Annotated in this window: 22 protein-coding genes; 21 read left to right on the top strand and 1 reads right to left on the bottom strand. The window is 39.5% G+C overall.

Annotated elements, in window-relative coordinates; genetic code table 11:
* Nucleotides 1–175: 175 nt before the first annotated feature.
* The 11 genes from xseA to H7T99_RS01105 all read left to right on the top strand — a co-directional run bounded on the left by xseA (nt 176) and on the right by H7T99_RS01105 (nt 8,530).
* The gene (xseA, locus tag H7T99_RS01155) at nt 176–1,504 is read left to right on the top strand and encodes an exodeoxyribonuclease VII large subunit (RefSeq protein ID WP_013990727.1); all 1,329 of its coding nucleotides are present in this window, start codon (nt 176–178) and stop codon (nt 1,502–1,504) included.
* The gene (locus tag H7T99_RS01150) at nt 1,494–1,709 is read left to right on the top strand and encodes an exodeoxyribonuclease VII small subunit (RefSeq protein WP_002884058.1); all 216 of its coding nucleotides are present in this window, start codon (nt 1,494–1,496) and stop codon (nt 1,707–1,709) included. Before xseA ends, H7T99_RS01150 begins: the two co-directional genes overlap by 11 nt.
* Entirely contained in the window at nt 1,709–2,581 is an 873-nt protein-coding gene (locus H7T99_RS01145) for a polyprenyl synthetase family protein (RefSeq protein ID WP_037601093.1), read from the top strand. The genes H7T99_RS01150 and H7T99_RS01145 overlap by 1 nt, the downstream gene beginning before the upstream one ends.
* The gene (locus H7T99_RS01140; protein ID WP_037601096.1) at nt 2,574–3,401 is read left to right on the top strand and encodes a TlyA family RNA methyltransferase; all 828 of its coding nucleotides are present in this window, start codon (nt 2,574–2,576) and stop codon (nt 3,399–3,401) included. The genes H7T99_RS01145 and H7T99_RS01140 overlap by 8 nt, the downstream gene beginning before the upstream one ends.
* Nucleotides 3,388–3,834 (top strand): arginine repressor, encoded by a 447-nt coding sequence (locus H7T99_RS01135; protein ID WP_037601099.1) that lies wholly within the window; start codon nt 3,388–3,390, stop codon nt 3,832–3,834. The genes H7T99_RS01140 and H7T99_RS01135 overlap by 14 nt, the downstream gene beginning before the upstream one ends.
* Nucleotides 3,835–3,842: 8 nt before the next feature.
* Nucleotides 3,843–5,513 (top strand): DNA repair protein RecN, encoded by a 1,671-nt coding sequence (gene recN, locus H7T99_RS01130; RefSeq protein ID WP_037601101.1) that lies wholly within the window; start codon nt 3,843–3,845, stop codon nt 5,511–5,513.
* A gap of 69 nt (nt 5,514–5,582) precedes the next feature.
* On the top strand, nt 5,583–6,425 hold the full coding sequence (locus H7T99_RS01125; protein ID WP_037601103.1) for a DegV family protein: 843 nt from the start codon (nt 5,583–5,585) through the stop codon (nt 6,423–6,425).
* Nucleotides 6,418–7,293, top strand: a complete 876-nt coding sequence (locus H7T99_RS01120; protein ID WP_037601106.1) for an SGNH/GDSL hydrolase family protein — start codon at nt 6,418–6,420, stop codon at nt 7,291–7,293. The genes H7T99_RS01125 and H7T99_RS01120 overlap by 8 nt, the downstream gene beginning before the upstream one ends.
* Nucleotides 7,286–7,858 (top strand): YpmS family protein, encoded by a 573-nt coding sequence (locus tag H7T99_RS01115; RefSeq protein WP_037601109.1) that lies wholly within the window; start codon nt 7,286–7,288, stop codon nt 7,856–7,858. Before H7T99_RS01120 ends, H7T99_RS01115 begins: the two co-directional genes overlap by 8 nt.
* A 136-nt stretch (nt 7,859–7,994) precedes the next feature.
* A complete protein-coding gene (locus H7T99_RS01110) occupies nt 7,995–8,270 on the top strand; it encodes an HU family DNA-binding protein (protein WP_002884048.1) in 276 nt (91 codons plus the stop codon).
* A gap of 59 nt (nt 8,271–8,329) precedes the next feature.
* Nucleotides 8,330–8,530 carry a hypothetical protein gene (locus H7T99_RS01105; RefSeq protein WP_002890779.1) on the top strand — a complete coding sequence of 67 codons (201 nt, stop codon included), beginning with the start codon at nt 8,330–8,332 and terminating at the stop codon, nt 8,528–8,530.
* 62 nt (nt 8,531–8,592) lie between these two features.
* Here H7T99_RS01105 and H7T99_RS01100 read toward each other — a convergent pair whose 3' ends face one another.
* Nucleotides 8,593–9,528, bottom strand: a complete 936-nt coding sequence (locus H7T99_RS01100; protein ID WP_037601112.1) for a dihydroorotate oxidase — start codon at nt 9,526–9,528, stop codon at nt 8,593–8,595.
* 255 nt (nt 9,529–9,783) lie between these two features.
* Between H7T99_RS01100 and H7T99_RS01095 the strand changes: the two genes are divergently transcribed.
* From H7T99_RS01095 to H7T99_RS01050, 10 genes are all read left to right on the top strand, one after another.
* A complete protein-coding gene (locus H7T99_RS01095) occupies nt 9,784–10,476 on the top strand; it encodes a phosphoglycerate mutase (RefSeq protein ID WP_000240128.1) in 693 nt (230 codons plus the stop codon).
* A gap of 346 nt (nt 10,477–10,822) precedes the next feature.
* A complete protein-coding gene (locus tag H7T99_RS01090) occupies nt 10,823–12,379 on the top strand; it encodes a 2-isopropylmalate synthase (protein WP_037601116.1) in 1,557 nt (518 codons plus the stop codon).
* 18 nt (nt 12,380–12,397) lie between these two features.
* Entirely contained in the window at nt 12,398–13,435 is a 1,038-nt protein-coding gene (leuB, locus tag H7T99_RS01085; RefSeq protein WP_002884071.1) for a 3-isopropylmalate dehydrogenase, read from the top strand.
* Nucleotides 13,436–13,439: 4 nt separating this feature from the next.
* Entirely contained in the window at nt 13,440–13,721 is a 282-nt protein-coding gene (locus H7T99_RS01080; RefSeq protein WP_037601120.1) for a DUF1294 domain-containing protein, read from the top strand.
* 30 nt (nt 13,722–13,751) lie between these two features.
* Nucleotides 13,752–15,143 carry a 3-isopropylmalate dehydratase large subunit gene (gene leuC / locus H7T99_RS01075; RefSeq protein WP_013990716.1) on the top strand — a complete coding sequence of 464 codons (1,392 nt, stop codon included), beginning with the start codon at nt 13,752–13,754 and terminating at the stop codon, nt 15,141–15,143.
* Between the two features lie 11 nt (nt 15,144–15,154).
* Nucleotides 15,155–15,745, top strand: a complete 591-nt coding sequence (leuD, locus tag H7T99_RS01070; protein ID WP_002884116.1) for a 3-isopropylmalate dehydratase small subunit — start codon at nt 15,155–15,157, stop codon at nt 15,743–15,745.
* Between the two features lie 214 nt (nt 15,746–15,959).
* Nucleotides 15,960–19,070 (top strand): DNA polymerase III subunit alpha, encoded by a 3,111-nt coding sequence (locus H7T99_RS01065; RefSeq protein ID WP_201035936.1) that lies wholly within the window; start codon nt 15,960–15,962, stop codon nt 19,068–19,070.
* Nucleotides 19,071–19,161: 91 nt separating this feature from the next.
* Nucleotides 19,162–20,181, top strand: coding sequence for a 6-phosphofructokinase (gene pfkA / locus H7T99_RS01060; RefSeq protein ID WP_013990713.1), 1,020 nt, complete (start codon nt 19,162–19,164; stop codon nt 20,179–20,181).
* A gap of 69 nt (nt 20,182–20,250) precedes the next feature.
* Nucleotides 20,251–21,753: a pyruvate kinase gene (pyk, locus tag H7T99_RS01055; protein ID WP_037601125.1), complete on the top strand. Its 1,503-nt coding sequence runs from the start codon at nt 20,251–20,253 to the stop codon at nt 21,751–21,753.
* A 748-nt stretch (nt 21,754–22,501) separates the two neighbouring features.
* A partial coding sequence (locus tag H7T99_RS01050; RefSeq protein WP_201035935.1) for a CshA/CshB family fibrillar adhesin-related protein occupies nt 22,502–26,417 on the top strand: 3,916 nt, incomplete at its 3' end.

Raw genomic sequence — 26,417 nt, 5'->3', positions numbered from 1 at the left:
AAAACACCTGACAATGGTGGTTGAGACTGTCTTTTGACAGTCTTTTTTGGTATAATTTTAAGTAATCGTGTATACAATTAAAAAGCCGACTGAGAAGATTTGGGGATGATAGTTCTGCAGAACTTTTTTAATGTCTTCAGTTTTTCAAGGATAGCTTAAATAAAGGAGAGTTGTCGTGTCAGACTATTTATCGGTCACATCCTTAACCAAATATTTGAAAATGAAATTTGACCGTGATCCTTATCTAGAGAGGGTATATTTGACGGGGCAGGTTTCCAATTTTCGTCGACGTCCGAGTCACCAATATTTCTCGCTAAAGGATGAAGGTGCTGTTATTCAGGCGACGATTTGGGCTGGAGTTTTCAAAAAGCTTGGTTTTGAACTCGAAGAAGGGATGAAGATCAATGTCGTTGGTCGGGTCCAGATTTATGAGCCTAGTGGTTCTTATTCCATTATTATCGAGAAGGCTGAGCCTGATGGTATTGGGGCTTTGGCCATCCAGTTTGAGCAGCTTCGTAAAAAATTGACTGCAGAAGGCTACTTTGATGATCGTCATAAGCAAGCTCTGCCTAATTTTGTCAAAAAAATTGGGGTTGTCACGAGTCCTAGTGGTGCGGTTATTCGAGATATTATTACGACCGTTAGTCGTCGTTTTCCTGGGGTAGAAATCTTACTTTTTCCTACCAAGGTTCAAGGTGAAGGAGCTGCACAGGAAATTGCTGAAAATATCCAAAAAGCCAATCAAAGGGATGACCTAGATTTACTTATCGTTGGTCGTGGTGGAGGTTCTATTGAAGACCTCTGGGCTTTTAACGAGGAAATTGTAGTTCAGTCGATTTTTGAGAGTCGTCTCCCTGTGATTTCAAGCGTTGGCCACGAAACAGATACGACTTTGGCTGACTTTGTTGCAGATCGTAGAGCTGCTACGCCTACCGCAGCGGCAGAACTTGCTACTCCGGTATCAAAGGCTGATACCTTGGTTTGGATTCGTGAAAGACAAAATAGAGCCTATCAAGCCTGTTTGAGACGTATACAATATAATCAGGAACGCTTGGCCAAATTGTCACAATCTGTTGTCTTTAGACAACCTGAACGCCTTTACGATGGTTATCTACAAAAGTTGGATCGACTAACAACAAGGCTTGAAACCTTTATGAGTCAAGATTTCGCACGCAAACAAAAAGAAGCGGAACTTTTGAGACAACGATTACAAGGCTTAAATCTTCTAACTAGTGTTCAGAACTACCAAGACCGTCGAGAGTCTTTGCAACGTTTATTGGTGACTACAACTAGGAACACCATTAATGGTAACCGTGTGAGGTTAGAAAAGGCACAGGATGCCTTATTGTCTCTAGATACTAGCCGTATTGTTGCAAGGGGCTATGCCATTGTCAAGAAAGATGATAAACCTTTAACAAGTACGAAGAATATTACCGAAGGTGATCAATTAACCGTCCAAATGAGAGATGGAGAACTAGAAGTAGAGGTGAAAAATGTCAACTAAAAAAACATTTGAGGAAAATTTACAGGACTTAGAAGCTATCGTCACTAAGCTCGAAACAGGTGATGTTGCTCTTGAGGATGCTATTGCTGAGTTCCAAAAAGGTATGGCCTTGTCTAAAGATTTGCAGAAGACCTTGGAAGATGCTGAAAAAACACTAGTTAAGGTCATGCAAGCAGATGGTACAGAAACGGAAATGGATGCCTAATGAGCAAGTTAAATAAAATTGATGCGGCTATCCGTGATTATTACCAAAAAAAGAATCTTCCTGTATCAAGTGATTTAATCACTGCCATCCTTTATTCAGTTGATAGTGGAGGCAAGCGTATTCGTCCACTGATTTTCTTAAATTTACTTGAAGGTTTTGGTTTAGAGCTTACTCCTAGTCATTTCGATGTCGCAGCAAGTCTTGAAATGATTCATACTGGAAGTCTTATTCACGACGATTTGCCGGCCATGGATGATGATGATTACCGTCGAGGACGTTTAACCAACCATAAGAAATTTGATGAAGCAACGGCAATCTTGGCTGGAGACTCTCTCTTTTTGGATCCATTTGACCTCCTGGCTCAAACAGACCTATCCGCAGAAATTCGAGTTCAATTGATTCAAGCATTGTCTCATTCTTCAGGCACCTTCGGTATGGTAGGTGGTCAGATGCTGGATATGAAGGGTGAAGGTCAGGAACTTGATTTATCGCAACTGGCTAAGGTTCATGAGCATAAGACAGGTAAGCTTTTAACCTTTCCTTTTGTGGCGGCAGGTATTGTTGCTCAAAAAGATCAACAGGTCTTGGAAAATCTTCAAGAAGCTGGTCGCCTGATTGGTCTTGCCTTTCAAGTACGTGATGATATTTTGGATGTGACTGCTGATTTCGAAGAACTTGGGAAGACACCTGGAAAAGATGTAGTTGCTGGAAAATCAACTTATCCGGCTCTTCTTGGTCTGGAAAAATCACATGCTATCCTCGAGAAATCACTTAATAAAGCGGAGGCTATTTTCCAAAATCTAGCTGAGACTCAAGGTTTTAAGAAAGACAGTATTATAGAAATCATAGAAAGGTTACGACTCCATGCCTAAGGAAAGAGTAGACGTTTTGGCTTATAAACAAGGCCTTTTTGAAACACGAGAACAAGCTAAACGTGGCGTTATGGCTGGTTTAGTTGTTAATGTTATCAATGGTGAACGTTACGATAAACCCGGTGAAAAAATTGATGACGGTACAGAGTTGAAGCTTAAAGGAGAAAAACTCAAGTATGTGAGCCGTGGAGGACTCAAACTTGAAAAAGCTTTGGAAGTATTCAATCTGTCAGTTGAAGACATGACGACCATCGATATTGGAGCTTCAACAGGTGGATTTACCGATGTTATGCTTCAAAATGGGGCCAAACTGGTTTATGCTGTGGATGTCGGCACCAATCAGTTGGTTTGGAAATTACGTCAAGATGAGCGTGTTCGTTCCATGGAGCAATATAATTTCCGTTATGCTGAACCTATTGATTTTACAGAAGGTCTACCGTCTTTTGCATCAATCGATGTCAGCTTCATCTCTCTTAATCTGATTCTACCGGCTTTGGCTAAGATATTGGTTGATGGGGGGCAAGTTGTTGCTCTTGTGAAACCACAATTTGAGGCGGGCCGTGAACAAATTGGGAAAAACGGGATTGTCCGTGAGAGCAGTGTCCATGAAAAAGTGTTAGAAACAGTGACTGCTTTTGCGGTTGACTATGGCTTTTCAGTTAAGGGGCTGGACTTTTCACCTATCCAAGGTGGTCATGGTAACATTGAGTTTCTCGCACACTTGGAGAAGACAAATTCTCCTCAAAATGATGCTCAAACCTCTATTAAGGAAGTTGTAGCACAAGCACACAAGGAGTTTAAAAAGAATGAAGAAGAATGATCGTTTGGAGTTAATCCGAAAGATTGTCCAAGAAAATAAAATTACGACTCAAGGAGAATTGGTAAAATTACTCCAAAATGAGGGATTAAAGGCTACTCAAGCGACTGTATCGCGTGATATCAATGAAATTGGTATTACCAAAGTACCGACTGAAGACGGTTCTTACATCTATGGGCTCTCAACTGCTCCTAGACGAGTAGGTGGAACCTCTGTTGCGACTCGTCGCTTGTTGCGCGTTGATCGTCAACATGCCTTTATGAATATCGTTGTTCAACCTGGGACAAGCCGCCTCATCAAGAAGATTCTTTTAGATGAGTACAGGCATTTGATTTTTAGTGTTATTGCTGATGATGATACCCTCTTTTTAGTGGCTCAGTCAGAGTTAGCAGCTATTGAACTACAGGGGCAAATCATTAAGTGGGTTGAAGAATAGGAGGGCCTATGCTTCTCGAAATTACGATAAAGAATTTCGCAATTATTGAAGAGATTTCTCTAAACTTTGAGAATGGTATGACCGTCCTTACTGGTGAAACAGGTGCTGGTAAGTCCATTATTATAGATGCTATGAATCTTATGTTGGGTGCTAGGGCTTCTAGTGAGGTCGTCCGTCATTCAGCATCTAAGGCTGAAATTCAGGGCTTCTTTTCAATCGAACAAAATCCTGCCTTGGTTAGTATCTTGGAAGATAATGGGATTCCTGTTGAGGATGAATTGATTATCCGTCGTGAAATCTTCCAAAATGGTAGAAGTGTTAGTCGCATCAATGGGCAGATGGTCAATTTAACGACACTTAAAGCTGTTGGGCACTTCTTGGTAGATATCCATGGACAACATGACCAGGAAGAGCTTATGAAACCTGCTCTGCATATTACCATGCTTGATGCCTTTGGTGACAAGGAATTTTTCCAGACTAAGAAAGAGTACCAGGAGTATTTTGACCGCTATCGTGAGTTAAGAAAAGCTGTTCTTGAAAAGCAGAAAAATGAGCAGGAGCATAAGGCTCGAATTGAAATGCTAGCTTTTCAGATTGCAGAAATTGAAGCAGTCTCTCTAAAATCAGGAGAAGATTTGGCTTTGATGCAGGAGCGAGACAAGCTTCTTAATCATAAGCAGATTGCTGATACCTTAACAAATGCCTATGTCATGCTGGATAATGAGGATTTTTCAAGCCTTTCAAATGTTCGTTCTGCCATGAATGACCTCCAGTCTCTTGAAGAGTATGACTCTGATTACAAAGAACTCTCTGGAAATCTATCAGAAGCCTATTATGTTCTGGAAGATGTCACTAAGCAACTAGGTGATTTTTTGGATAATCTGGACTTTGATGCTGGGCGTTTACAAGAGATTGAACACCGCTTAGATACCATTAATGCCATTACTCGTAAATATGGTGGGACTGTCGATGACGTCTTGGATTATCTGGAAAATTCAAGTAAAGAATACAATCTTCTGACAGGAAACTCTAGCTCGTCAGATGCTATGGAACAAGAGCTTAAGCAACTTGAAAAGGACCTGCTTGCGTCTGCGGAGACCCTACAAACAGCACGCCATCAAATTGCTACGGCTCTTGAAGCTGAGATTAAGAACGAGTTATGCGACCTCTATATGGATAAGGCTGATTTTAAAGTCACCTTTACTAAGGGGAAATTTAATCGTGATGGTAATGAGCAGGTTGAGTTTTACATCTCAACCAATCCAGGTGAAGGCTTTAAACCGCTTGTTAAGGTAGCTTCAGGTGGTGAATTATCTCGACTCATGTTAGCAATTAAGTCAGCCTTTGCCCGCAAAGAAGATAAAACAAGTATCGTCTTTGATGAGGTTGACACTGGCGTTTCAGGACGTGTTGCCCAAGCCATCGCTCAGAAGATTCATAAGATTGGGAGTCATGGTCAGGTCTTGGCCATCAGTCACCTTCCGCAAGTTATTGCTATTGCTGATTATCAGTTCTTTATTTCTAAGGAAAGCGATAATGAGACAACTGTCTCTCGTGTTCGTCTTTTGACACCTGAGGAAAGGGTGCAAGAAATCGCTAAGATGTTAGCAGGTGATAACGTGACGGAGGCTGCCTTGAGCCAAGCAAGAGCTTTGTTAAAGGTGGATGACTCTCTTTAGGAAAAGACTTGGGAAAAACTTTCCAGTCATGCTATAATAGAATAAAAATTTGTGTTAAGCGAGAAAATTATGAGTAAAATCAGAATTGTAACCGATTCGTCAATCACGATTGAACCAGAATTGGTTAAAAAATATAATATCACTGTTGTCCCATTGTCGGTAATGGTGGACGGTGTCATCTATTCAGATAGTGACCTTCGAGAAGAAGGCCGTTTCTTGGAAATGATGAAGCATAGTAAAGAGTTACCAAAGACAAGCCAACCACCTGTAGGTTTGTTTGCTGAGACATATGAAAATCTTGTCAAAGAAGGTGCAGAACAAATTGTGGCAATCCACATTATGCACACACTCTCTGGGACATGTGAAGCCTCACGTCAAGGAGCTAGTCTTTCAGGAGCAGATGTAACTGTCATCGATTCAGGCTTTACGGATCAATGCCTCAAGTTTCAAGTTGTTGAGGCAGCTAAATTAGCTGAAGCAGGAGCTAGTCTTGATGAGATTGTAGCCCATGTTGAAGAAGTGAAAAATAAATCAGAACTTCATATTGGTGTTTCTACCCTTGAGAATCTGGTCAAAGGTGGTCGTATTGGACGTGTAACAGGTCTTCTGTCTTCATTACTCAATATCCGTGTCATCATGGAGTTGAAAGACTATCAGTTGAATACGGTTGCTAAGGGGCGAGGAGCTAAGACTTTCACGAAATGGTTAGATTCTTATATTAATGGTATCAAGGATAAGGACCTAAAAGTGGCAGAGATTGGTATTTCTTATGCAGGGACACCTGATTTAGCACATGAACTGGCTGAAAAACTTGAGGTTTTGGGTGCTCCAATTTCAATCCTTGAGACTGGTTCCATCATTCAAACGCACACTGGTGAAGGCGCCTTTGCCGTAATGGTTCGTTATGAATAAGTGGAAAGAATCAGAATTAGTTAGAAGCCTCGTAGGCTTCTTCTTGCTTTTTCTCTTATTTGTAGGCCTCTTCATTTTTATCGTTCCTAGTACGCATCAGTCATCAAAAATTGCAGAAAAGATTAAATCTATCAAAAATGAAAATGTGACCTATGTTGCTATTGGTGATTCCCTTACTCAAGGGGTAGGTGATAGTAGTAATCAAGGAGGATTCGTTCCTGTGCTATCACAGGCATTAGAGTCAGATTTTGACTGGCAAGTGACTTCTCGTAACTACGGTATTGCGGGGAATACGAGTAATCAAATTCTCAAAAGAATGCAAGAAAAGAAGGATATTCAAAGAGATCTCAAAAAGGCTAAAGTGATGACTCTGACAGTTGGTGGTAATGATGTAATCCATGTCATTAAGGACAATATCACGAATCTTAATGTAGCTACCTTCACTAAGCCTGCTCAGGCCTATCAAAAGAGATTAGAACAGATTATTGAGCTAGCCCGCAAGGAAAACAAAACATTGCCAATTTATATTGTTGGTATTTACAATCCTTTTTATCTTAATTTTCCAGAGATGACAGAAATGCAAACGATTGTAGATAATTGGAACCAGTCTACTGAAGAGGTGTGCAAAGAGTACGATAATGTGTATTTTGTTCCTGTAAATGATTTGCTTTATAAGGGAATTGATGGTAAGGGCGGTGTTACAAGTTCTGATGATACCTCTCAGTCTAGTAAATCTTCTCAAGATAGTCTGAACGATGCTCTTTTTGAGGATGATCATTTTCATCCAAATAATACAGGTTATCAAATTATGTCAGATGCCATTTTGAAACGTATTAACCAAACAAAAAAGGAGTGGTCAGGTGAGTAAGATATGGAAATGGCTATTTTTAGGACTCTTGGCCTTAAATCTAGCCTTAGTAAGTGTTGTGACATATAGAATCATGACTCCAGTGGAGACGACAAGTTCTGTATCTCTATCCAAGGGAGCAACTAAAATTGGAAAATATAGTATGACTAAGGATGAGCTTGACGCTGCTCTTACAGGCTTTGCCCAGGATTATTCGACTGATAAGATGCGTTTCAAGGTCAAGGTTACCAATTCTAAAATTGTTTTTGAAAGTAGCTATAAGGTTTTAGGTCATCCTGTTCCTCTATATGTCTATTTTACGCCGGTTGTTAGTGAATCAGGAGCAATTGTACTGCATGTTTCTGAGCTTTCAGCTGGAACCTTGAAACTGCCTGTTTCGGATGTCCTTAAGATGATTAAACGTTCGACTAACCTTCCTGATTACATCGCAATCGATAGTAAGAAGGGAAAGGTTACCCTAAATATTCAGTCTATGAAGAATGAGAAGGGGATAACAGCACGTGCTCAAAGCCTAGATTTGGTTAATGACCGTATCGAATTTGACATCTATAAGACAATAAATTAAAAAGCCTTTACTTTTTGCAAAAAAGCGATTAAATTAGCGTTTATTACTTGACCTCATAGGTCTTTTAGGATAAGATAATACTTGTTCAAGCGCTAAAAAAACTATTCGCTTAGAAATAAATTGGAGGATTGTTACAATGGCTAACAAACAAGATTTGATCGCTAAAGTTGCAGAAGCAACTGAGCTTACTAAAAAAGATTCAGCAGCAGCTGTAGATGCAGTTTTCGCTTCTATCGAAGAATTTCTTGCTGCAGGTGAAAAAGTACAATTGATTGGTTTCGGTAACTTTGAAGTACGCGAACGTGCTGCTCGTCAAGGTCGTAACCCACAAACTGGTGAAGCTATCTCAATCGCAGCTTCTAAAGTTCCTGCATTTAAAGCTGGTAAAGCTCTTAAAGACGCAGTTAAATAATGTAAAAACCCCTAAGATTTTAGGGGTTTTGATTTATACGAAATAAGTTAAGGGAATCTATGAAAACCATAACAGTGGTATTGATTTTTCTTTTGGTTTTTACTGTTATTAAACTATCAGGTATTGTTGCTATTAGCAAACTGATGAAGCCAAGTGAAGAACAAATTGAAGAAGCGCGTCAGAAACGTCTTCAAGCTGAAAAAGAGGGCAAGGACCCTTTTGAAGACTGGGATGAACGCGATGATGATGGTCTTGTCTAATAAGAGAATCCTCATCAAATAACAAAAAAAGTTTGGAAGATTTTCCAAACTTTTTTTATAGACTAGTCGATGTAGTGAAGTTTTCCTCGGAAGTCTTCAAGAGTTTCGTAACCTTTTTCTTCCATGATTTCTTTAAGTTCTTTAGTAATACGGTCAAAAATAGCGACACCTTCTTTTTGAAGGGCAGTACCAACTTGTACCATACTTGCGCCACAAAGGATGTGTTCAAAAGCATCACGACCAGATTTTACACCACCAGTACCAATAATTTGGATTTCAGGTTTCAAACGTTGGTAGAAAGCATGAACGTTTGCCAAGGCAGTAGGTTTGATGTAGTCACCACCTATACCACCAAAACCATTCTTAGGTTTGATGACAACAGACTCATCTTCAATGTAAAGGCCATTACCAATTGAGTTCACACAGTTAACAAAGACAAGTGGGAATTGGTTGAAAACGGCAGCAGCTTGATCAAAGTGCACAATATCAAAGTATGGTGGTAATTTCACACCAAGAGGTTTCGTAAAGTAAGAAAAGACTTCAGTTAGGATCTCTGTTGTTGTTTCAAAATCGTAAGCGATTTGAGGTTTACCCGGAACGTTAGGACATGAAAGGTTGAGTTCAACCAGCCCTTCATAGTCACTTTCTTGAACTTTTTTAAGAATGGTGTGTGTTTCCTCAGGTGAAAGACCAACGAGAGAAAGAAAATGATTTTTTGTATTGGGTTGCTTTTGTAATTCAATGACATAGTCAAGGTAGTATTCGAAACCGTTATTTGGCAATCCCATTGAGTTGATTGACCCAAGAGGAACATTCACATAACGTGGTTCAGGATTACCGGGACGGGCCTCAAGTGTTCCGGTTTTTGTGACAAATGAACCTGCAGCTGAAGCCTCAACCTCTGCCAATTCTTCCTTAGTCATACAATGAACACCAGCGGCATTCATAAGACAGTTAGCAAATGTAAACTGACCAACTTTTGTAGCAGTAGAAACCATAAGATCCTCCTTAAAGATCACAAAGTAAAATGTTACTATTTCATCTCATTTTAGCATGAAAAGGGGCCTAAAACAAGGAAATATTGGACGGGCTAAAGCCTCTAAAACGAAATTCTGATATCGTCTCTTTTTGCCAAGACAAGAGGCAATAGAATTTTACAGAATTTTTTGGATTTTGCTAGCTTTTTCAAGGTTTTTTGGGTAGAATAGATACAGTAAATGGGTTTAACCCAAAATAAAAAGGAGACATAACTAATGGTAAAATTGGTTTTCGCTCGCCACGGTGAGTCTGAATGGAACAAAGCTAACCTTTTCACAGGTTGGGCTGACGTAGATCTTTCTGAAAAAGGTACTCAACAAGCTATCGACGCTGGTAAATTGATTAAAGAAGCTGGTATCGAATTTGACCAAGCATACACTTCAGTATTGAAACGTGCGATCAAAACAACTAACTTGGCTCTTGAAGCATCTGACCAACTTTGGGTTCCAGTTGAAAAATCATGGCGCTTGAACGAACGTCACTACGGTGGTTTGACTGGTAAAAACAAAGCAGAAGCTGCTGAGCAATTTGGTGATGAGCAAGTTCACATCTGGCGTCGTTCATACGATGTATTGCCTCCAGCAATGGATCGTGATGATGAGCACTCAGCACACACTGACCGTCGTTACGCTTCACTTGATGACTCAGTAATTCCAGATGCTGAAAACTTGAAAGTGACTTTGGAACGTGCCCTTCCATTCTGGGAAGATAAAATCGCTCCAGCTCTTAAAGATGGTAAAAACGTATTCGTAGGTGCACACGGTAACTCAATTCGTGCCCTTGTAAAACACATCAAACAATTGTCAGATGACGAAATCATGGATGTTGAAATTCCAAACTTCCCACCATTGGTATTCGAATTTGACGAAAAATTGAACGTTGTTTCTGAATACTACCTCGGAAAATAAGCTGAGATAAGTAGTTATCATTAATAAATAAAAAGTTGACTTCGGTCAGCTTTTTTGTTTTTCTGAAAAAAATTGTAAAAAACGGTCAGAAAAGTCAGTCAATTCAGTAATTTTTCCTTGACTTTCAACTTGGAAAGATGTATTATATTAACCAAGATACATCGAAAGGAAATGAGTCAAATGACATTCGCAACTACAACTGTTTTGCTATTGCGTAATGAGGGCTAGTGCAAAAGCATTAGTCCTGTTTGGCTTACCAAGCGGGAGGTAAAAACATCTCGCTTGGGTTTCCGAGTGAGATGTTTTTTTACTACTATCGTTTTTACTTTTAGAAAGAGGATTGTCTATGCGTAAAGTTGAATTTTTTGATACAAGTCTTCGTGATGGGGAACAAACACCAGGTGTTAACTTTTCAATCAAAGAAAAAGTTGCCATTGCTAAGCAACTTGAAAAATGGGGAATTTCTGTAATTGAAGCTGGTTTCCCTGCAGCTAGCCCAGATTCATTTGAAGCAGTAAAACAAATTGCAGAAGCTATGACAACAACTTCTGTTACTGGTTTGGCTCGTTCAGTAAAATCTGATATTGATGCTTGTTATGAGGCTTTGAAAGATGCTAAGTATCCACAAATTCATGTCTTTATCGCAACAAGTCCGATTCATCGTGAGTTTAAATTGAAGAAATCAAAAGAAGAAATTCTTGAAGCTGTAAAAGAACATGTGTCATATGCACGTTCAAAATTTGAAGTTGTTGAGTTTTCTCCTGAAGATGCTACTCGTACTGAGCTTGATTTCTTGACTGAAGTTGTTCAAACAGCAGTTGATGCTGGTGCCTCATATATTAATATTCCTGATACAGTTGGCTTTACGACTCCAGAAGAGTTTGCACGTATTTTTGATCACTTGACTGAAAATATTAAATCAGATCATAAAGTTGTCTTTGGTGTTCACTGCCACGATGACCTTGGTATGGCAACTGCAAATACTTTGACAGCAATTAAACATGGTGCTGGACGTGTTCAGGGAACAGTCAATGGTATTGGTGAGCGTGCGGGTAATGTTGCTCTTGAAGAAGTAGCTGTTGCTTTGAAAATTCGTGAAGACTTCTTCCAAGCAAGTTGTGATATTGTTTTGAATGAAACTATGAATACATCAGAGCTTGTTTCTCGCTTCTCAGGTATTCCAGTTCCTAAAAATAAAGCTGTTGTTGGTGGAAATGCTTTCTCTCATGAATCAGGTATCCACCAAGATGGTGTTCTTAAGAACCCTCAAACTTATGAAATCTTCACACCAGAATTGGTAGGTGTCAAGAGTAACAGTCTTCCTCTTGGTAAATTGTCAGGACGCCATGCCTTTGTTGAAAAATTGAAAGAACTTGAGCTTGACTTTGTTGAAGAAGATATCAAGCCACTCTTTGCCAAATTCAAAATCTTGGCTGGGAAAAAACATGATATTACCGATGCAGACATTCGTGCACTTGTTGCTGGTACTAGTGTAGATAATCCAGAAGGTTTCCACTTCGAAGATCTTCGTTTGACCACTAATGCTGATGAAACAATTACTGCAACTGTTAGCTTGGCTAATGAAGACGGTGAATCTGTAGAATTTTTGGCCAATGGTCAAGGGTCAGTTGAAGCTATCTTCAATGCTATTGACAAATTCTTCAACCAAACAGTTCGCTTGACTTCTTATAATATTGACGCTGTAACTGATGGTATTGATGCGCAAGCGCGTGTACTTGTAACTGTTGAAAATGTAGATACAGATACTATTTTCAATGCGTCTGGTTTGGACTTTGATGTCTTGAAAGCATCAGCAATTGCCTATATCAATGCTAATACATTGGTTCAAAAAGAAAATGCTGGTGAGATGGCACGTAAGGTTTCTTATCGTGACCTTCCATAAGCCAAAGAGGAGTTAAACATGACAAAGAAAATCGTAACACTTTCAGGTGATGGAATTGGACCTGAGATTATGGCAGCAGGTCTTGAAGTTCTTGAAAAAGTAGCTTCAAAAATTGGATTTGATTATGACATTGATGCTAAACCATTTGGTGGTGCTGGTATTGATGCTGAAGGTCATCCACTTCCTAAGTCAACTTTGGATGCTGCTAAATCAGCAGATGCTATCCTCTTGGCTGCAATTGGTGGACCAAAATATGACAATGCGCCAGTTCGTCCTGAACAAGGACTTTTGGCCATTCGTAAAGAGCTAAATCTCTTTGCTAATATCCGTCCTGTCCGCATCTTTGATGCTTTGAAACACTTGTCACCTCTTAAACCAGAGCGTATCGAGGGCGTAGATTTTGTAGTTGTTCGTGAGCTTACAGGTGGTATTTACTTTGGTGAGCATATTCTCGAAGAAGATAAGGCTCGTGATATCAATGATTATTCAGCAGATGAGATTCGTCGTATCATGCGTCGTGCTTTCAAGATTGCCCAAGGTCGTGGCAAAAAGGTCACTAGCATTGATAAACAAAATGTCTTGGCGACTTCTAAATTGTGGCGTAAGATTGCTGATGAAGTTTCTTTGGAGTTTCCAGATGTAACTCTTGAACACCAACTCGTTGATAGTGCCGCAATGATTATGATTACCAACCCAGCTCGTTTTGATGTGGTTGTGACAGAAAATCTTTTTGGAGATATCTTGTCTGATGAATCAAGTGTCCTTCCAGGAACTTTAGGTGTTATGCCATCTGCCAGTCATTCTGAAAATGGTCCTAGTCTTTATGAACCTATTCATGGTTCAGCACCAGACATTGCCGGTCAAGGTATTGCCAACCCAATTTCAATGATTTTATCAGTAGCTATGATGTTGCGTGAAAGTTTCAATGAAACTGAAGGGGCAGAATTGATTGAAAATGCTGTTGATAAGACCTTGAACCAAGGTATCTTGACACGTGATTTGGGTGGTCAGGCTTCGACTGCTGAAATGACAGCAGCTATTATTAGCAATCTCTAAACTCATGACACTAAAACTAGTGTTACTAAGTGTTTTGTTGGTATGGAATATCCTTGTTTTATGTGCTTATGGACTTGATAAAAGTAAGGCCATTCAACATAAAAGACGGATTTCTGAGAAGGCATTATTATTACAGACTCTGATTTTTGGTGGTATTGGTGCATTTCTAGGTGGAAAACTTTTTAGACATAAAATTAACAAATGGTATTTTAAGCTATGTTGGCTTATAGGCATTGTTATTGATGTCGTTATTTTATACCTTATTCTAACAAGACTTTCGGATTAGCTAATCCTTAGATTATATTTGGAGTATTTTATGAGCGGAAAATCAATTTTTGATAAACTTTGGGAACGCCACGTCGTTACTGGAAACGAGGGCGAACCACAATTGATGTATGTGGATCAGCATTATATTCACGAGGTTACAAGTCCACAGGCCTTTCAAGGACTTCGTGATGCTGGACGTAAAGTTCGTCGCCCAGATCTAACTTTTGGTACGACAGACCACAACGTTCCTACAGTTGATATTTTTAACATTCGTGACCTTATTTCTAAAAACCAAATTGATACTTTGGCGAAAAACGTCGAAGAATTTGGTATTGATGCGGCTACCCACGGTACTGCTCGTCAGGGGATTGTCCACATGGTTGGTCCTGAAACAGGTCGCAGTCAACCCGGTAAATTTGTCGTCTGTGGAGATAGTCATACGGCTACGCACGGTGCCTTTGGTGCTATTGCCTTTGGTATTGGTACATCTGAGGTAGAACATGTCTTTGCGACACAATGTTTGTGGCAAGTAAAACCTAAGAAAATGAAGGTTGAATTTGTTGGTAAACCTCAGCCAGGTGTCTATTCAAAAGACTTTATTCTTGCACTTATTGCACGCTATGGCGTTGATGCTGGTGTAGGATACGCGGTTGAATATTGTGGTGAAGCTATCGATGCCCTTTCAATGGATGAACGCATGACCATCTGTAACATGTCTATTGAATTTGGTGCTAAGATGGGTCTTATGAATCCAGACCAAAAAACTTATGATTATGTTGAAGGGCGTCCTTGCGCACCTAAGGGTGAGAAGTTTGAAGAAGCAGTAGCCGACTGGAAAACCTTGGTCTCAGATCCAGATGCTGAATACGATAAAGTAATCACTATTGATGTTTCAGAATTGGCACCTATGGTTACATGGGGAACTAACCCTGAAATGGGTGTTGAGTTTGATCAACCATTCCCAGAAATCAAAGACTTTAATGATGAACGTGCTTACGAGTATATGGATGTTAAGCCTGGCGAATATGCTAAAGATATCGATCTTGGCTATGTCTTTATTGGTTCTTGTACTAACGCACGTCTTAGCGACCTTGAGTTAGCTGCTAAATTCGTTAAAGGAAAACATATCGCACCAACATTGACAGCTATTGTTGTTCCAGGTTCACGTCCAGTTAAGAAAGAAGCTGAACGTCTTGGTTTGGATAAAATTTTCTTGGATGCAGGATTTGAATGGCGTGATCCAGGTTGCTCAATGTGTCTTGGTATGAACCCAGACCATGTTCCAGAAGGCGTTCACTGTGCATCTACAAGTAACCGTAACTTTGAGGGACGTCAAGGATATGGAGCTCGTACTCACCTTTGTAGTCCAGCAATGGCAGCAGCTGCGGCAATCGCTGGTAAATTTGTAGATGTCCGCGATATGCCAGAAGTTCAAGCATAAGGGAGAAGATAATGGAAAAATTTACCGTCTATACAGGGAAATCAGTACCTTTGATGAATGATAACATCGATACGGACCAACTCATTCCCAAACAATTCTTGAAAGCCGTTGATAAAAAAGGCTTTGGTAAGAATTTGATGTTTGAATGGCGTTATCTTAATGATGACTACGAAGAAAATCCTGATTTCGTTTTCAATAAACCTGAGTATCGTGATGCGACTATTTTGGTTACTGGTGATAACTTTGGTTCAGGATCATCTCGTGAACACGCTGCATGGGCATTGGAAGACTATGGTTTCCGCTGTGTTATCGCTGGATCATTTTCAGATATCCACTATAACAACGAATTGAAGAATGGTATGTTGCCAATCGTTCAACCCTTGGAAGTACGTCAAAAATTGGCTGCCCTTCCTGCGGGTGAAGAAATCACGATTGACCTTCCAAACCAAGTCATTAAATCTTCAGCTGGAGAGTTTCCATTTGATATTGATCATGAGTGGAAACGTAAATTGGTTGAAGGGCTTGATGATATTGGAATCACTCTTCAATATGAAGATTTGATTGCTGCCTATGAAAAACAACGCCCATCATATTGGCAATAAGGGACTAAGTTGTTTTTCTAAACTTTGATATTCAATCTTGCTATCAAAAGTAATGATGTGTTAGTAAAAAAATAATGATCACTTAAAAGAATGGGATAAGGACAATGTCTAAAATATTGTTCTATCTCATTCTTTTTGTTTGAAACAGTTAATATGGTAGAGGCGTTTTTACTAGTAGCGTATGCTATAATAGAAAGATAGAAAGGAGGCCTTCATGTTTGCACAATTGGATACAAAATCCGTCTATAGTTTCATGGATAGTGTAGTAGATTTGAACAGCTACGTTGCGCGTGCCAAAGAGCTTGGCTATCAAGCCCTTGGTTTGATGGATCGTGACAATCTCTATGCTGCTTATCATTTTGCCCAGCTTGCAAGTAGAAACGGTTTACGTCCTTTGATTGGTATGGAAGCTAATCTATTTTACGAGGGAAGAAAAATTCCTTTTCGCCTGTTAGCTAAAAATAATCAGGGCTATAAAAATTTGATGAAGTTGGCAACAGAGCTTTCCTCAGGACAACGTGAACTTACAGCTTTTTCGGACTATCTGAATGCTATTGCCCTCATCCTTCCGAGTGAAGACTGGGAGCCAGGGATGACTCTTGGTTCAGAGGTTTTTATTGGGATAAGGCCAGAAGATGCTGGCAAAGAGTTTGATTATCCTGTAATTCCTTTACATACAGTGCGTTATTTTGAGAATGTAGATCGCTCGACAATTCAGATGTTACACGCCATCTCACAAAACGTTTCCTTGTCAGAGGCCTCTATTTGTCTTATGAATCAGCTTCTTTTCTCTCCTCAAGAAATGGAAAGTGCATATAGTGATATTCCAGAGGCTTTGAACAATTTGGAGCAACTTGTTTCAGACATTACTTATCAATTTGATACGGATTTGAAGCTTCCCCGTTTTAATCGTGATATGCCAGCAGTTGACCAATTACGTCAATTAGCCCAATCTGGATTAGAAACTAAAAAGTTAAGCGCAGCAGTTTATCAGGAACGTTTAGACAAAGAATTGTCTATCATTCATCAGATGGGCTTTGATGATTATTTCTTGATTGTCTGGGACTTATTACGCTTTGGGCGTAGCCAGGGTTATTATATGGGAATGGGACGTGGGTCTGCTGCAGGAAGCTTGGTGGCTTATGTCCTTGATATTACTGGAATTGATCCCGTTAAAAATGACTTGCTTTTTGAGCGTTTTCTAAATGAAGAACGTTATAGCATGCCTGATATAGATATCGACTTGCCTGATATCTATCGAAGCGAGTTTCTTCATTATGTTAGGGACCGTTATGGTAGTAAGCACTCTGCTCAGATTGTTACTTTTTCAACTTTTGGGGCCAAACAGGCTATCCGAGATGTTTTTAAACGTTTCGGAGCCAAGGAATTTGAACTATCACAACTTAGTAAAAAGATTTCTTTTCGTGACACCTTGACCTCTGTCTATGAGAAGAATATGTCATTTAGACAGTTGATTAATCAAAGACAAGAATTTCAGAGGGCTTTTGAGATTGCTAAGGCTATTGAAGGCCAGCCAAGACAGACCTCAATCCATGCTGCTGGTATAGTGATGAGTGACGATGACCTAACCAACCATATTCCTCTAAAAGCTGGTGAGGATATGATGGTTACTCAGTACGATGCCTCCGCAGTCGAAGCCAACGGCTTGCTTAAGATGGATTTCTTGGGCCTCCGTAATTTGACCTTTGTTCAAAAAATGAAGGAGAAACTTGAAGAAGAGCAGGGAGTCGCTATAGATATCAAATCAATTGATTTGGAAGATCCCCAGACCCTAGCTCTTTTTGCCAAGGGTAAAACTAAGGGAATATTTCAGTTTGAGCAGGCGGGTGCTATTAACCTTCTTAAACGGATTAAACCCGCTAAGTTCGAAGAAGTGGTGGCGACAACCTCTCTTAACCGACCTGGAGCTAGCGATTATACAGACAATTTCATCGCTCGTAAGTATGGTAAGGAAAAAGTAGATTTGATTGATCCAGTAGTTGCACCAATCCTTGAGCCTACGTATGGTATCATGCTTTATCAGGAGCAGGTTATGCAGATTGCCCAAGTATTTGCAGGCTTTACACTCGGAAAAGCCGATTTGCTTCGTCGGGCAATGTCGAAAAAAGATGCCAATGAAATGTCCAAGATGTCCGAAGAGTTCATGGAAGGAAGTCGTCGGTTGGGACGTAACCCACAGATTGCTGAACGACTCTTTAGTATGATGGCTAAGTTTGCAGGTTATGGCTTTAATAGAAGTCATGCCTATGCTTATTCAGCACTAGCCTTTCAATTAGCCTATTTCAAAACGCATTACCCTCAGATTTTCTATGACGTCATGTTAAACTATTCGTCTAGTGATTACATTAAGGATGCAATTGAAAATGGCTTTTCTCTAGCCAGCCTTGATATTAATAGAATTCCCTATCTGGACAAGATTTCAGATGGAAAGATTGTATTAGGTCTTAAGACTATCAAAGGCTTGCCAAGAGATTTTGCCCTTTGGATTATTGAGGATCGCAAACAAAATGGTAAATACATTTCTATAGAAGACTTTTTGACACGTATTCCTAGCAAATATCAGAAAGCCGATAGTCTGACACCTCTTATCCAGATTGGTTTGTTTGATATTTTTGAACCAAATCGTCAGAAAATCATTGGTAATTTAAGTAACCTCTTTACTTTTGTCAATGAGTTAGGAAGTTTGTTTGCAGAGTCATCTTACTCTTGGGTTGATTATGAAGACTATAGTCAGACGGATCGTTATAATTTAGAACAGGAGTTACTAGGAGTTGGGCTTAGCCCCCATCCTTTACACTTGGCTCAAAAAATGGCCTCTCGTCCCTATCAAGCCATTTCTGATTTGGCTGTTAATACTAAGGCAACGGTTTTAGTTCAGATAGAATCCGTTCGAATTATCAGAACTAAAAAAGGTGATCAGATGGCCTTTCTGAACGTCACTGATGGGATCAATAAACTTGATGTTACCCTATTTCCAGAAACTTATTTCTATCATAAGGATAAATTAAGTGAAGGTGGTCTCTTTTATCTTGATGGACGGACCCAAGAGCGTGATGGACGCATTCAGTTAATCTTGTCAAACATGGAGGAAGCTAGCACGGAGCGTTTCTGGATTTTACTTGAGAATCATGATAAAGACATAGAAGTTTCTCAAATATTAGCTAAGTATCCTGGACACATTCCTGTCATTATCCGTTATCAAGGAAGTAAGGAAACTATCGTTAGTCAAAGATACAGAGTAACTAAGAACGAGGAACTAAATCAGGAATTAGCACCTTATGTGCTGAAAACGGTTTTACGGTAAAAAAATAATAAATCTTTTCAAATTTAAAGCCATTTAGAATTCTTTGTGTTATAATGAAAATGTTAAATATATAAAAGGAGTATCAGGAATAATGAAACGTATTGCTGTTTTGACTAGTGGTGGAGATGCCCCTGGTATGAACGCTGCTGCTCGTGCAGTTGTTCTCAAAGCAATTTCTGAAGGAATTGAAGTCTTCGGTATTAACCGTGGATACGCTGGTATGGTTGAAGGAGATATCTTCCAACTTGATGCCAAAGGCGTAGACAACATCCTCAGCCGTGGTGGAACTTTCCTTCAGTCTGCTCGCTATCCTGAGTTTGCCCAACTTGAGGGTCAACTTAAAGGTATTGAGCAACTTAAAAAACATGGAATCGAAGGTGTAGTAGTTATTGGTGGAGATGGTTCTTACCATGGTGCTATGCGTTTGACTGAACATGGTTTCCCAGCTGTTGGTCTTCCAGGAACTATCGATAACGATATCGTTGGTACAGACTATACAATTGGTTTTGATACTGCTGTTGCAACAGCAACAGAAGCTATCGATAAGATTCAAGACACTGCTTTCAGTCACGGACGTACTTTCGTCGTTGAAGTTATGGGACGTAACGCTGGTGATATCGCTCTTTGGGCTGGTATTGCTTCTGGTGCAGACCAAATTATCGTACCTGAAGAAGAGTATGATATTAATGAAGTTGTACGTAAAGTTAAAGAAGGTTACGAATCAGGTGCTAAAACTCACCATGTAATCGTAGTTGCTGAAGGTGTCATGGGTGCTGAAGAATTTGCAGCTAAAATGAAAGAAGCTGGAGATACTTCAGATCTTCGTGCAACAAACATTGGACACGTGGTTCGTGGTGGTTCACCAACTGCGCGTGACCGTGTTCTTGCTTCATGGATGGGGGCACATGCGGTTGACCTCCTTAAACAAGGTATTGGTGGTGTAGCTGTTGGTATCCACAATGAAGAGCTTGTTGAAAGCCCAATCCTCGGTACAGCAGAAGAAGGAGCTTTGTTCAGTCTTACTGAAGACGGTAAAATTATCGTCAACAATCCTCACAAAGCACGTCTTGACTTTGCAGACCTTAACCGTTCATTGTCTAACTTGAGCTAATCTCAGTTACTTAAATTATTGTTAATCCGTCGCTAATGCGACAAAAAATATAAGGGAGTTTTATTTATCATGAATAAACGTGTAAAAATCGTTGCAACACTTGGTCCTGCGGTTGAAATCCGTGGCGGCAAAAAATTTGGTGAAGATGGTTACTGGGGTGAAAAACTTGACCGTGAAGCATCTGCTAAAAACATTGCTCAATTGATCAAGGAAGGTGCCAACGTTTTCCGTTTCAACTTCTCACATGGTGACCACGCTGAACAAGGTGAACGTATGGATGTCGTTCGTATGGCAGAAGACCTTGCTGGTCAAAAAGTAGGTTTCCTTCTTGATACAAAAGGACCTGAAATCCGTACTGAATTGTTCGAAGGTGATGCTAAAGAGTATTCATACAAAACTGGTGAACAAATTCGTGTTGCTACTAAACAAGGTATCAAATCAACTCGCGACGTTATCGCTTTGAACGTTGCAGGTGCACTTGACGTTTTTGACGATGTAGAAGTTGGTAAACAAGTTCTTGTCGATGATGGTAAACTTGGTCTTCGTGTTGTAGACAAAGATGCTGAAAAACGTGAATTCATCGTTGATGTTGAAAATGATGGTATCATCGCTAAACAAAAAGGTGTAAACATCCCTTACACTAAAATTCCTTTCCCAGCACTTGCTGAACGTGATAACGCTGATATCCGTTTTGGTCTTGAACAAGGTCTTAACTTTATCGCTATCTCATTCGTACGTACTGCAAAAGATGTACAAGAAGTTCGTGCTATCTGTGAAGAAACTGGTAATGGTCACGTTCAATTGTTGGCTAAAATCGAAAACCAACAAGGTATCGATAACATTGATGAAATCATCGAAGCTGCTGACGGTATTATGATTGCTCGTGGTGACATGGGTATCGAAGTACCATTCGAAATGGTTCCAGTTTACCAAAAAATGATCATCACAAAAGTAAATGCTGCTGGTAAAGTTGTTGTTACAGCTACTAACATGCTTGAAACAATGACAGAAAAACCACGTGCAACTCGTTCTGAAGTATCTGACGTATTCAACGCAGTTATCGATGGTACAGATGCTACAATGCTTTCTGGTGAATCTGCAAATGGTAAATACCCAGTTGAATCAGTTCGTACAATGGCTACAATTGATAAAAACGCTCAAACTCTTCTTAAAGAGTATGGTCGTCTTGATTCATCAACATTTGACCGTTCAACTAAGACTGAAGTAGTTGCGTCTGCAGTTAAAGATGCTACTAACTCAATGGATATCAAACTTGTTGTTGCTCTTACTGAATCAGGTAACACTGCTCGTTTGATTTCTAAATACCGTCCAGAAGCTGATATCTTGGCTGTAACATTCGATGAAATTACTCAAAAATCATTGATGCTTAACTGGGGTGTTATTCCAGTAGTTACTGAAAAACCAAGCTCAACTGATGATATGTTTGATGTTGCTGAAAAAGTTGCATTGGAATCAGGTCTTGTAGAATCTGGTGATAACATTGTTATCGTTGCTGGTGTTCCAGTAGGTACAGGTGGTACAAACACTATGCGTATCCGCACAGTAAAATAATTTAAGTAGAACTTAAATTGAAAGAAGGTCTTTGGATCTTCTTTTTTTGGCTCTATAATCGATTTAGTAGGTTAAACTATTGAAGAGATTATAGAGCTTTTTTCCTAGCTAGGTAAATCAATTGGATAATAATAACAAGTGAAAAAGTGAAGAATATCATACTTATTCCGAATGGTTTAAAGCAAGATGGCTGATTTGGTTTGTATTTTCAACAGATTTAGTTCTAAGTGTCATATGACTTAGAAGGTCTTTAGAGAAGAGGGAAATTATCTTTTCAAAGAAATTTTGCTTTTCTTGAAAACAACAGGATAAAAAATGTCGTTAAATAGGCTTCTAAACTATAGTTAAGATGGTTATAAGCTATATTTTTTAGAAGGACTGAGTTGATAACCAACCATTTTTATTTCAATAATGACTTACTAATTTAAAAGTTCTAATGAATTATTAATTCTGAAAATCGATTTTTGAAAAAAATGAAATCATAAGTTTCTTTTTACTGACAATTCTAAAAGTAAATAATTATAAAATTATTAATTGAAACGTTTATAAAAATAGTGATATCTATAATCATTCTATTGTTTACATGATTATTTTTAAGTGAACCTTATAAAAAATTTGAAAATAAGAGCATTTCTTTTCACAAATATTAGGATTTTTGTTAGAATATTTAACGATTAGTATTTTTAAATACTTTTAATCTCATTGAGGGGTGAGATACTTAATAGTATAAGTGTGGAGGATTACCAAAGTGGGTAAAGATTTATTTAATGATCGTATAAGTCGATTTTCGATTCGTAAGCTGAATGTAGGGGTTTGCTCCGTTCTTCTTGGGACTCTGGTTATTGTTGGTACTGCTAGTCAAGTATCTGCCGATGAAACAGCTAACCAAGTCCAAGCAGGAGATGTAGCTAGCACTACTGCTACAGTGAGTGATGAGACATCTTCTCAGAATGCTGTTGCTGCTCAAGCTTCGACGGAAGTCGCAAATTTCTTATCAATTTCTGAGACTAATAGTCAGTCTCAAACAGTTTCAAATGCTAGCGCAGCTACTTCTGAAACGTCTACAACACAAGCTTCTAGTGAGACTACATCTCAAGCAGCTACATCAACGTCAGCAACTACTGCAGCATCTACCACTAGTGTTGCTGGCTCTACAAGTGTAGGCAATACTACGGGAGTTTCAACGACAGCCTCTGTTACACCAGCATCATCTGAGACAACTGCTTCAGAAACAGCATCTGAAGCACAAGGTGTGGACGTTCAAGCAGAAGCTTCTACAACGAATGCTCTTTCAAGTGGTGCCGAAGCGTCTGCTCTAGAGCAACCTGTTGTAACAGCAGAAACTTCTGGTCGCCGTCGTACACGTCGTGCAATCGGTGACCCTAATGACGAAAGCTTGATTGGTGATGATGTAGAAGATGCAACCTCAACTCCAAAAGTTGAAAAACCAACAGAATTTTCTAAAATTAATGCAAAAGAACTAGTTAAACAAATTAACTGGTTAGATTTTGGAGATACAACTGCTTGGACCAATACTACAACATCTAAAGACGGTAGAACAGCTCTTCAAGTAGGATCAACTTACACTAAAGAAATTATGCCTGGATATATAGTTAACATTAAGGTTAAGAGTCTTAAACCATTCCAAGCAACTGAAATTTATAAAAATCGTATGGAAGCACAAGGTGCTACAGAAGCTGAAAAAGCTACATATGATCCAAATGCAAAAAATGGATACATTGGAACTATTGGAGATCCTACAACTAGAGCAGCTTTCGCAAACAGAGAAGAAGCATTAGTAGTAGCAGACGCTCAAAATCGTTGGACTGAAATTCGTCAAGAAGGAATTGATACTGGTTCAAAACGAACAACAATTTCATCAGAGTATAATGGTGCGAATATCGGTGTTCAATTTGAGATTTCTGCAACATTCCGTGGTAAATCAGTAAAACCTGCAGTAGTAGCTGCTGATGGTGAGTCAGCTAACCCTGGTGAATTAGTGTTATTCACTACAAATGGTGCTGGTTGGAAACATATCGGAGAATGGAAAAAAGCTTCTAATACTGAAACGTATGTAGTTCAAGACACACACAATTATTTTGATCCCGCAAATAACTATAGTAGATCAAAATTTGTTGATGTAAATGGTGCTAGAATATCAGGACTAAACTTGGAATTACTTCGTAATGCTAATGAGGTTGGCCCAGATAAAAAACCAGTAGCGTGGAAATACTTTGGTAGTCCAGACCAAGTTACGGGTGGATTAGGAACTGGAGTTTTCGGACCGAACGTGTCTGCTAGCCGTTTTTCAGTACCTCTAGTTATGACTCAAGGAGCTTCAGAAGTGGGACTTTATATCGCATCATCAGGTAAACAATCTGCTATGCTTGGATTCTTCCCTCTTGATGAAGGAGACGCTCCAGAAAGTTATGGAAAAGCACAACACTCAATTGGAACGGTAGACGGTGTAACAGGTACAAAACTTGCTCAACCATACTTAGGAACTGTAAGTCCTGATATGGATGAAAATAACGCAAATGACTGGACAGGTGATGATAACACTATTTCTGCTGATGAAGGTGTTGATCAAATCGTACCTGATAACTTAAAAGGTCAAACTAATGATATGATTAAATTAGACCGTACTCGTCCAGGAACGTATACTTTAGATGTTGAAGCACATACTGATGGTGCTGCTAAAGCGTATGTTTACGGTTGGATCGACTTTAACCAAAATGGAACATTCGATGAGGATGAACGTTCTGACTTGGCAACTGTTACAAAAGATGGAACAGTTAGACTTGAATTCAGAAATGCAAAAACAATGATTGATCCAAGTGTTACTGAATTAGGTACACGTGTTCGTATTGCTAGTAATCAATCAGATATTGAAAACCCAACAGGTTTAGCTTTATCTGGAGAAGTAGAAGACTTTAAAACTCAAATTACTTTCCCTCCAAAAGGTGAACGTAAAGAAACAATCGATGTTCAAGGAGCGACACAAACAGCAACAGTTGCTTTCACGGCTCAAGGACTATCCAAGTACAGCCGTGATAAAAATGCAGAAATCGATCAAACTGTAGCTCCAGTTATTATTGATAATAGAACGAAACAAGTAGTAAATCCAAAAGCTGATGGATATTATGTAATACCAGGAGAAGGTAAATATAAAATTACTCCAAACGGTAATAACGTAGATATTGAATTTACTCCAGAAGATAACTTTGTAGGAACTGCGAGCGGTATAAGTATCCGTCGTACAGATGATAATGGTTATACAACTGATTGGGTTTCTAAAGATAAAACATTATTACCATCAATTAATGAAGTGATGGATAATATGGATGGTCTTTACATTCCAACAGTAACACCTAAAAATATCGAAGGGGAAGACAAGAAATCTACGGATGTTCAAGGAGCTAGTCAAACTGGTACGCCAGAATTCGCTCTTGAAGGAACAAATAGTAATGGTGAGAAAGTTAAAATCACACCTGATTTTGATTATCCGGCTAAGTTTGTCGATCCAGCGACTGGAAATGTCATCAATGATCCTGTTTTGACTGTAGAAGGAGAAGGAATTTACTATCTAGACGAGTTGACTGGCAAGGTTACTTTTGTACCAGAACCAGGATTTACTGGAACTGCCAAGGGGGTAACAGTTTCTCTTACGGCTCCAGTTGGTCGTGACAAAGATGGTAGAGTGCCAGATAATGCTCTTAAGACTGCAACTGCTAAGTACACACCAACTGCCACACCAATCACAGTGACTCCTACAGACAAGGTTTCTGAGGATGTTCAAAATGTTCCTCAAACCCAAACTCCTACATTTGAGTTGAGTAACGACAAGGCTGCGAAAATCACAAGCAAGAAAATGGTGGATCCCGCAACTGGTCAACCGACTGATGAAACAACTGTAACAGTAGCAGGGGAAGGAACATACACAATCGATCCTACTACTGGTGCTGTGACATTTACTCCTGAAAAAGATTTTGTTGGTACTGCAAAAGGTGTAACTGTTCAAGCAACTGCGACTATTACCAATGCTAATGGTAAGACAGCAATAATTACTTCAGATGCGAAATATACACCAACTGTAGTGCCAGCTGTTCCAACTGAAAGCCCTGCAACTTCTAAAGATATTCAAGGGGCAACACAAACAGGGACACCAAGCTTTGCAGGAACGACTGTCCAAGTAAATGGTGAAGATAAAGCTATTACGATCAAAGATAATAGCTACACGCTTTTGGATAGTGATGGCAATGAAGTGACAAGTACACCAGCTTATGCCGCTGATGGTACAACTGAAATTGGTACTTACTCAATTGATTCAGCCACTGGTCAAGTAACCTTCACACCGACTGATAAATCATACACTGGTGCAGTCACACCAGCAAAGGTTCAAGCTGAAAGCTCAAACGGTATCAAGGTGGATACAACTTACACACCAGAAATCGTTCCAGTAACCCCAACAGCTACACCAGCTGAAACAACTGATATTCAAGGTGCGACACAAACTGGTAAACCTGAATTCAAGGGTGGAACTGTAACAGTAGATGGCGTTGAGAAAACAGTAGCTATCAATGAAGCTGTTCCAGCAACATTTGATGATGGCTCAACTACCAAGTCAGTTGATGGCGTTGGTACCTACACAGTAGCAGCAGACG

Origin of the sequence: Streptococcus sp. 17.1 (assembly GCF_016648655.1) — a bacterium.
In the GTDB taxonomy this organism is placed as follows: Bacteria; Bacillota; Bacilli; order Lactobacillales; family Streptococcaceae; genus Streptococcus; species Streptococcus salivarius_E.
The sequence above is the reverse complement of the archived record's forward strand: the minus strand, read 5'-3'. Positions and strand labels throughout refer to the sequence as shown.

Coding starts and splice junctions, on each gene's coding strand:
- H7T99_RS01150 (WP_002884058.1), top strand. CDS start 1,494: ATGTCAACTAAAAAAACATTTGAGGAAAATTTACAGGACTTAGAAGCT.
- H7T99_RS01145 (WP_037601093.1), top strand. CDS start 1,709: ATGAGCAAGTTAAATAAAATTGATGCGGCTATCCGTGATTATTACCAA.
- H7T99_RS01140 (WP_037601096.1), top strand. CDS start 2,574: ATGCCTAAGGAAAGAGTAGACGTTTTGGCTTATAAACAAGGCCTTTTT.
- H7T99_RS01135 (WP_037601099.1), top strand. CDS start 3,388: ATGAAGAAGAATGATCGTTTGGAGTTAATCCGAAAGATTGTCCAAGAA.
- recN (WP_037601101.1), top strand. CDS start 3,843: ATGCTTCTCGAAATTACGATAAAGAATTTCGCAATTATTGAAGAGATT.
- H7T99_RS01125 (WP_037601103.1), top strand. CDS start 5,583: ATGAGTAAAATCAGAATTGTAACCGATTCGTCAATCACGATTGAACCA.
- H7T99_RS01120 (WP_037601106.1), top strand. CDS start 6,418: ATGAATAAGTGGAAAGAATCAGAATTAGTTAGAAGCCTCGTAGGCTTC.
- H7T99_RS01110 (WP_002884048.1), top strand. CDS start 7,995: ATGGCTAACAAACAAGATTTGATCGCTAAAGTTGCAGAAGCAACTGAG.
- H7T99_RS01105 (WP_002890779.1), top strand. CDS start 8,330: ATGAAAACCATAACAGTGGTATTGATTTTTCTTTTGGTTTTTACTGTT.
- H7T99_RS01100 (WP_037601112.1), bottom strand. CDS start 9,528: ATGGTTTCTACTGCTACAAAAGTTGGTCAGTTTACATTTGCTAACTGT.
- H7T99_RS01095 (WP_000240128.1), top strand. CDS start 9,784: ATGGTAAAATTGGTTTTCGCTCGCCACGGTGAGTCTGAATGGAACAAA.
- H7T99_RS01090 (WP_037601116.1), top strand. CDS start 10,823: ATGCGTAAAGTTGAATTTTTTGATACAAGTCTTCGTGATGGGGAACAA.
- leuB (WP_002884071.1), top strand. CDS start 12,398: ATGACAAAGAAAATCGTAACACTTTCAGGTGATGGAATTGGACCTGAG.
- H7T99_RS01080 (WP_037601120.1), top strand. CDS start 13,440: ATGACACTAAAACTAGTGTTACTAAGTGTTTTGTTGGTATGGAATATC.
- leuC (WP_013990716.1), top strand. CDS start 13,752: ATGAGCGGAAAATCAATTTTTGATAAACTTTGGGAACGCCACGTCGTT.
- leuD (WP_002884116.1), top strand. CDS start 15,155: ATGGAAAAATTTACCGTCTATACAGGGAAATCAGTACCTTTGATGAAT.
- H7T99_RS01065 (WP_201035936.1), top strand. CDS start 15,960: ATGTTTGCACAATTGGATACAAAATCCGTCTATAGTTTCATGGATAGT.
- pfkA (WP_013990713.1), top strand. CDS start 19,162: ATGAAACGTATTGCTGTTTTGACTAGTGGTGGAGATGCCCCTGGTATG.
- pyk (WP_037601125.1), top strand. CDS start 20,251: ATGAATAAACGTGTAAAAATCGTTGCAACACTTGGTCCTGCGGTTGAA.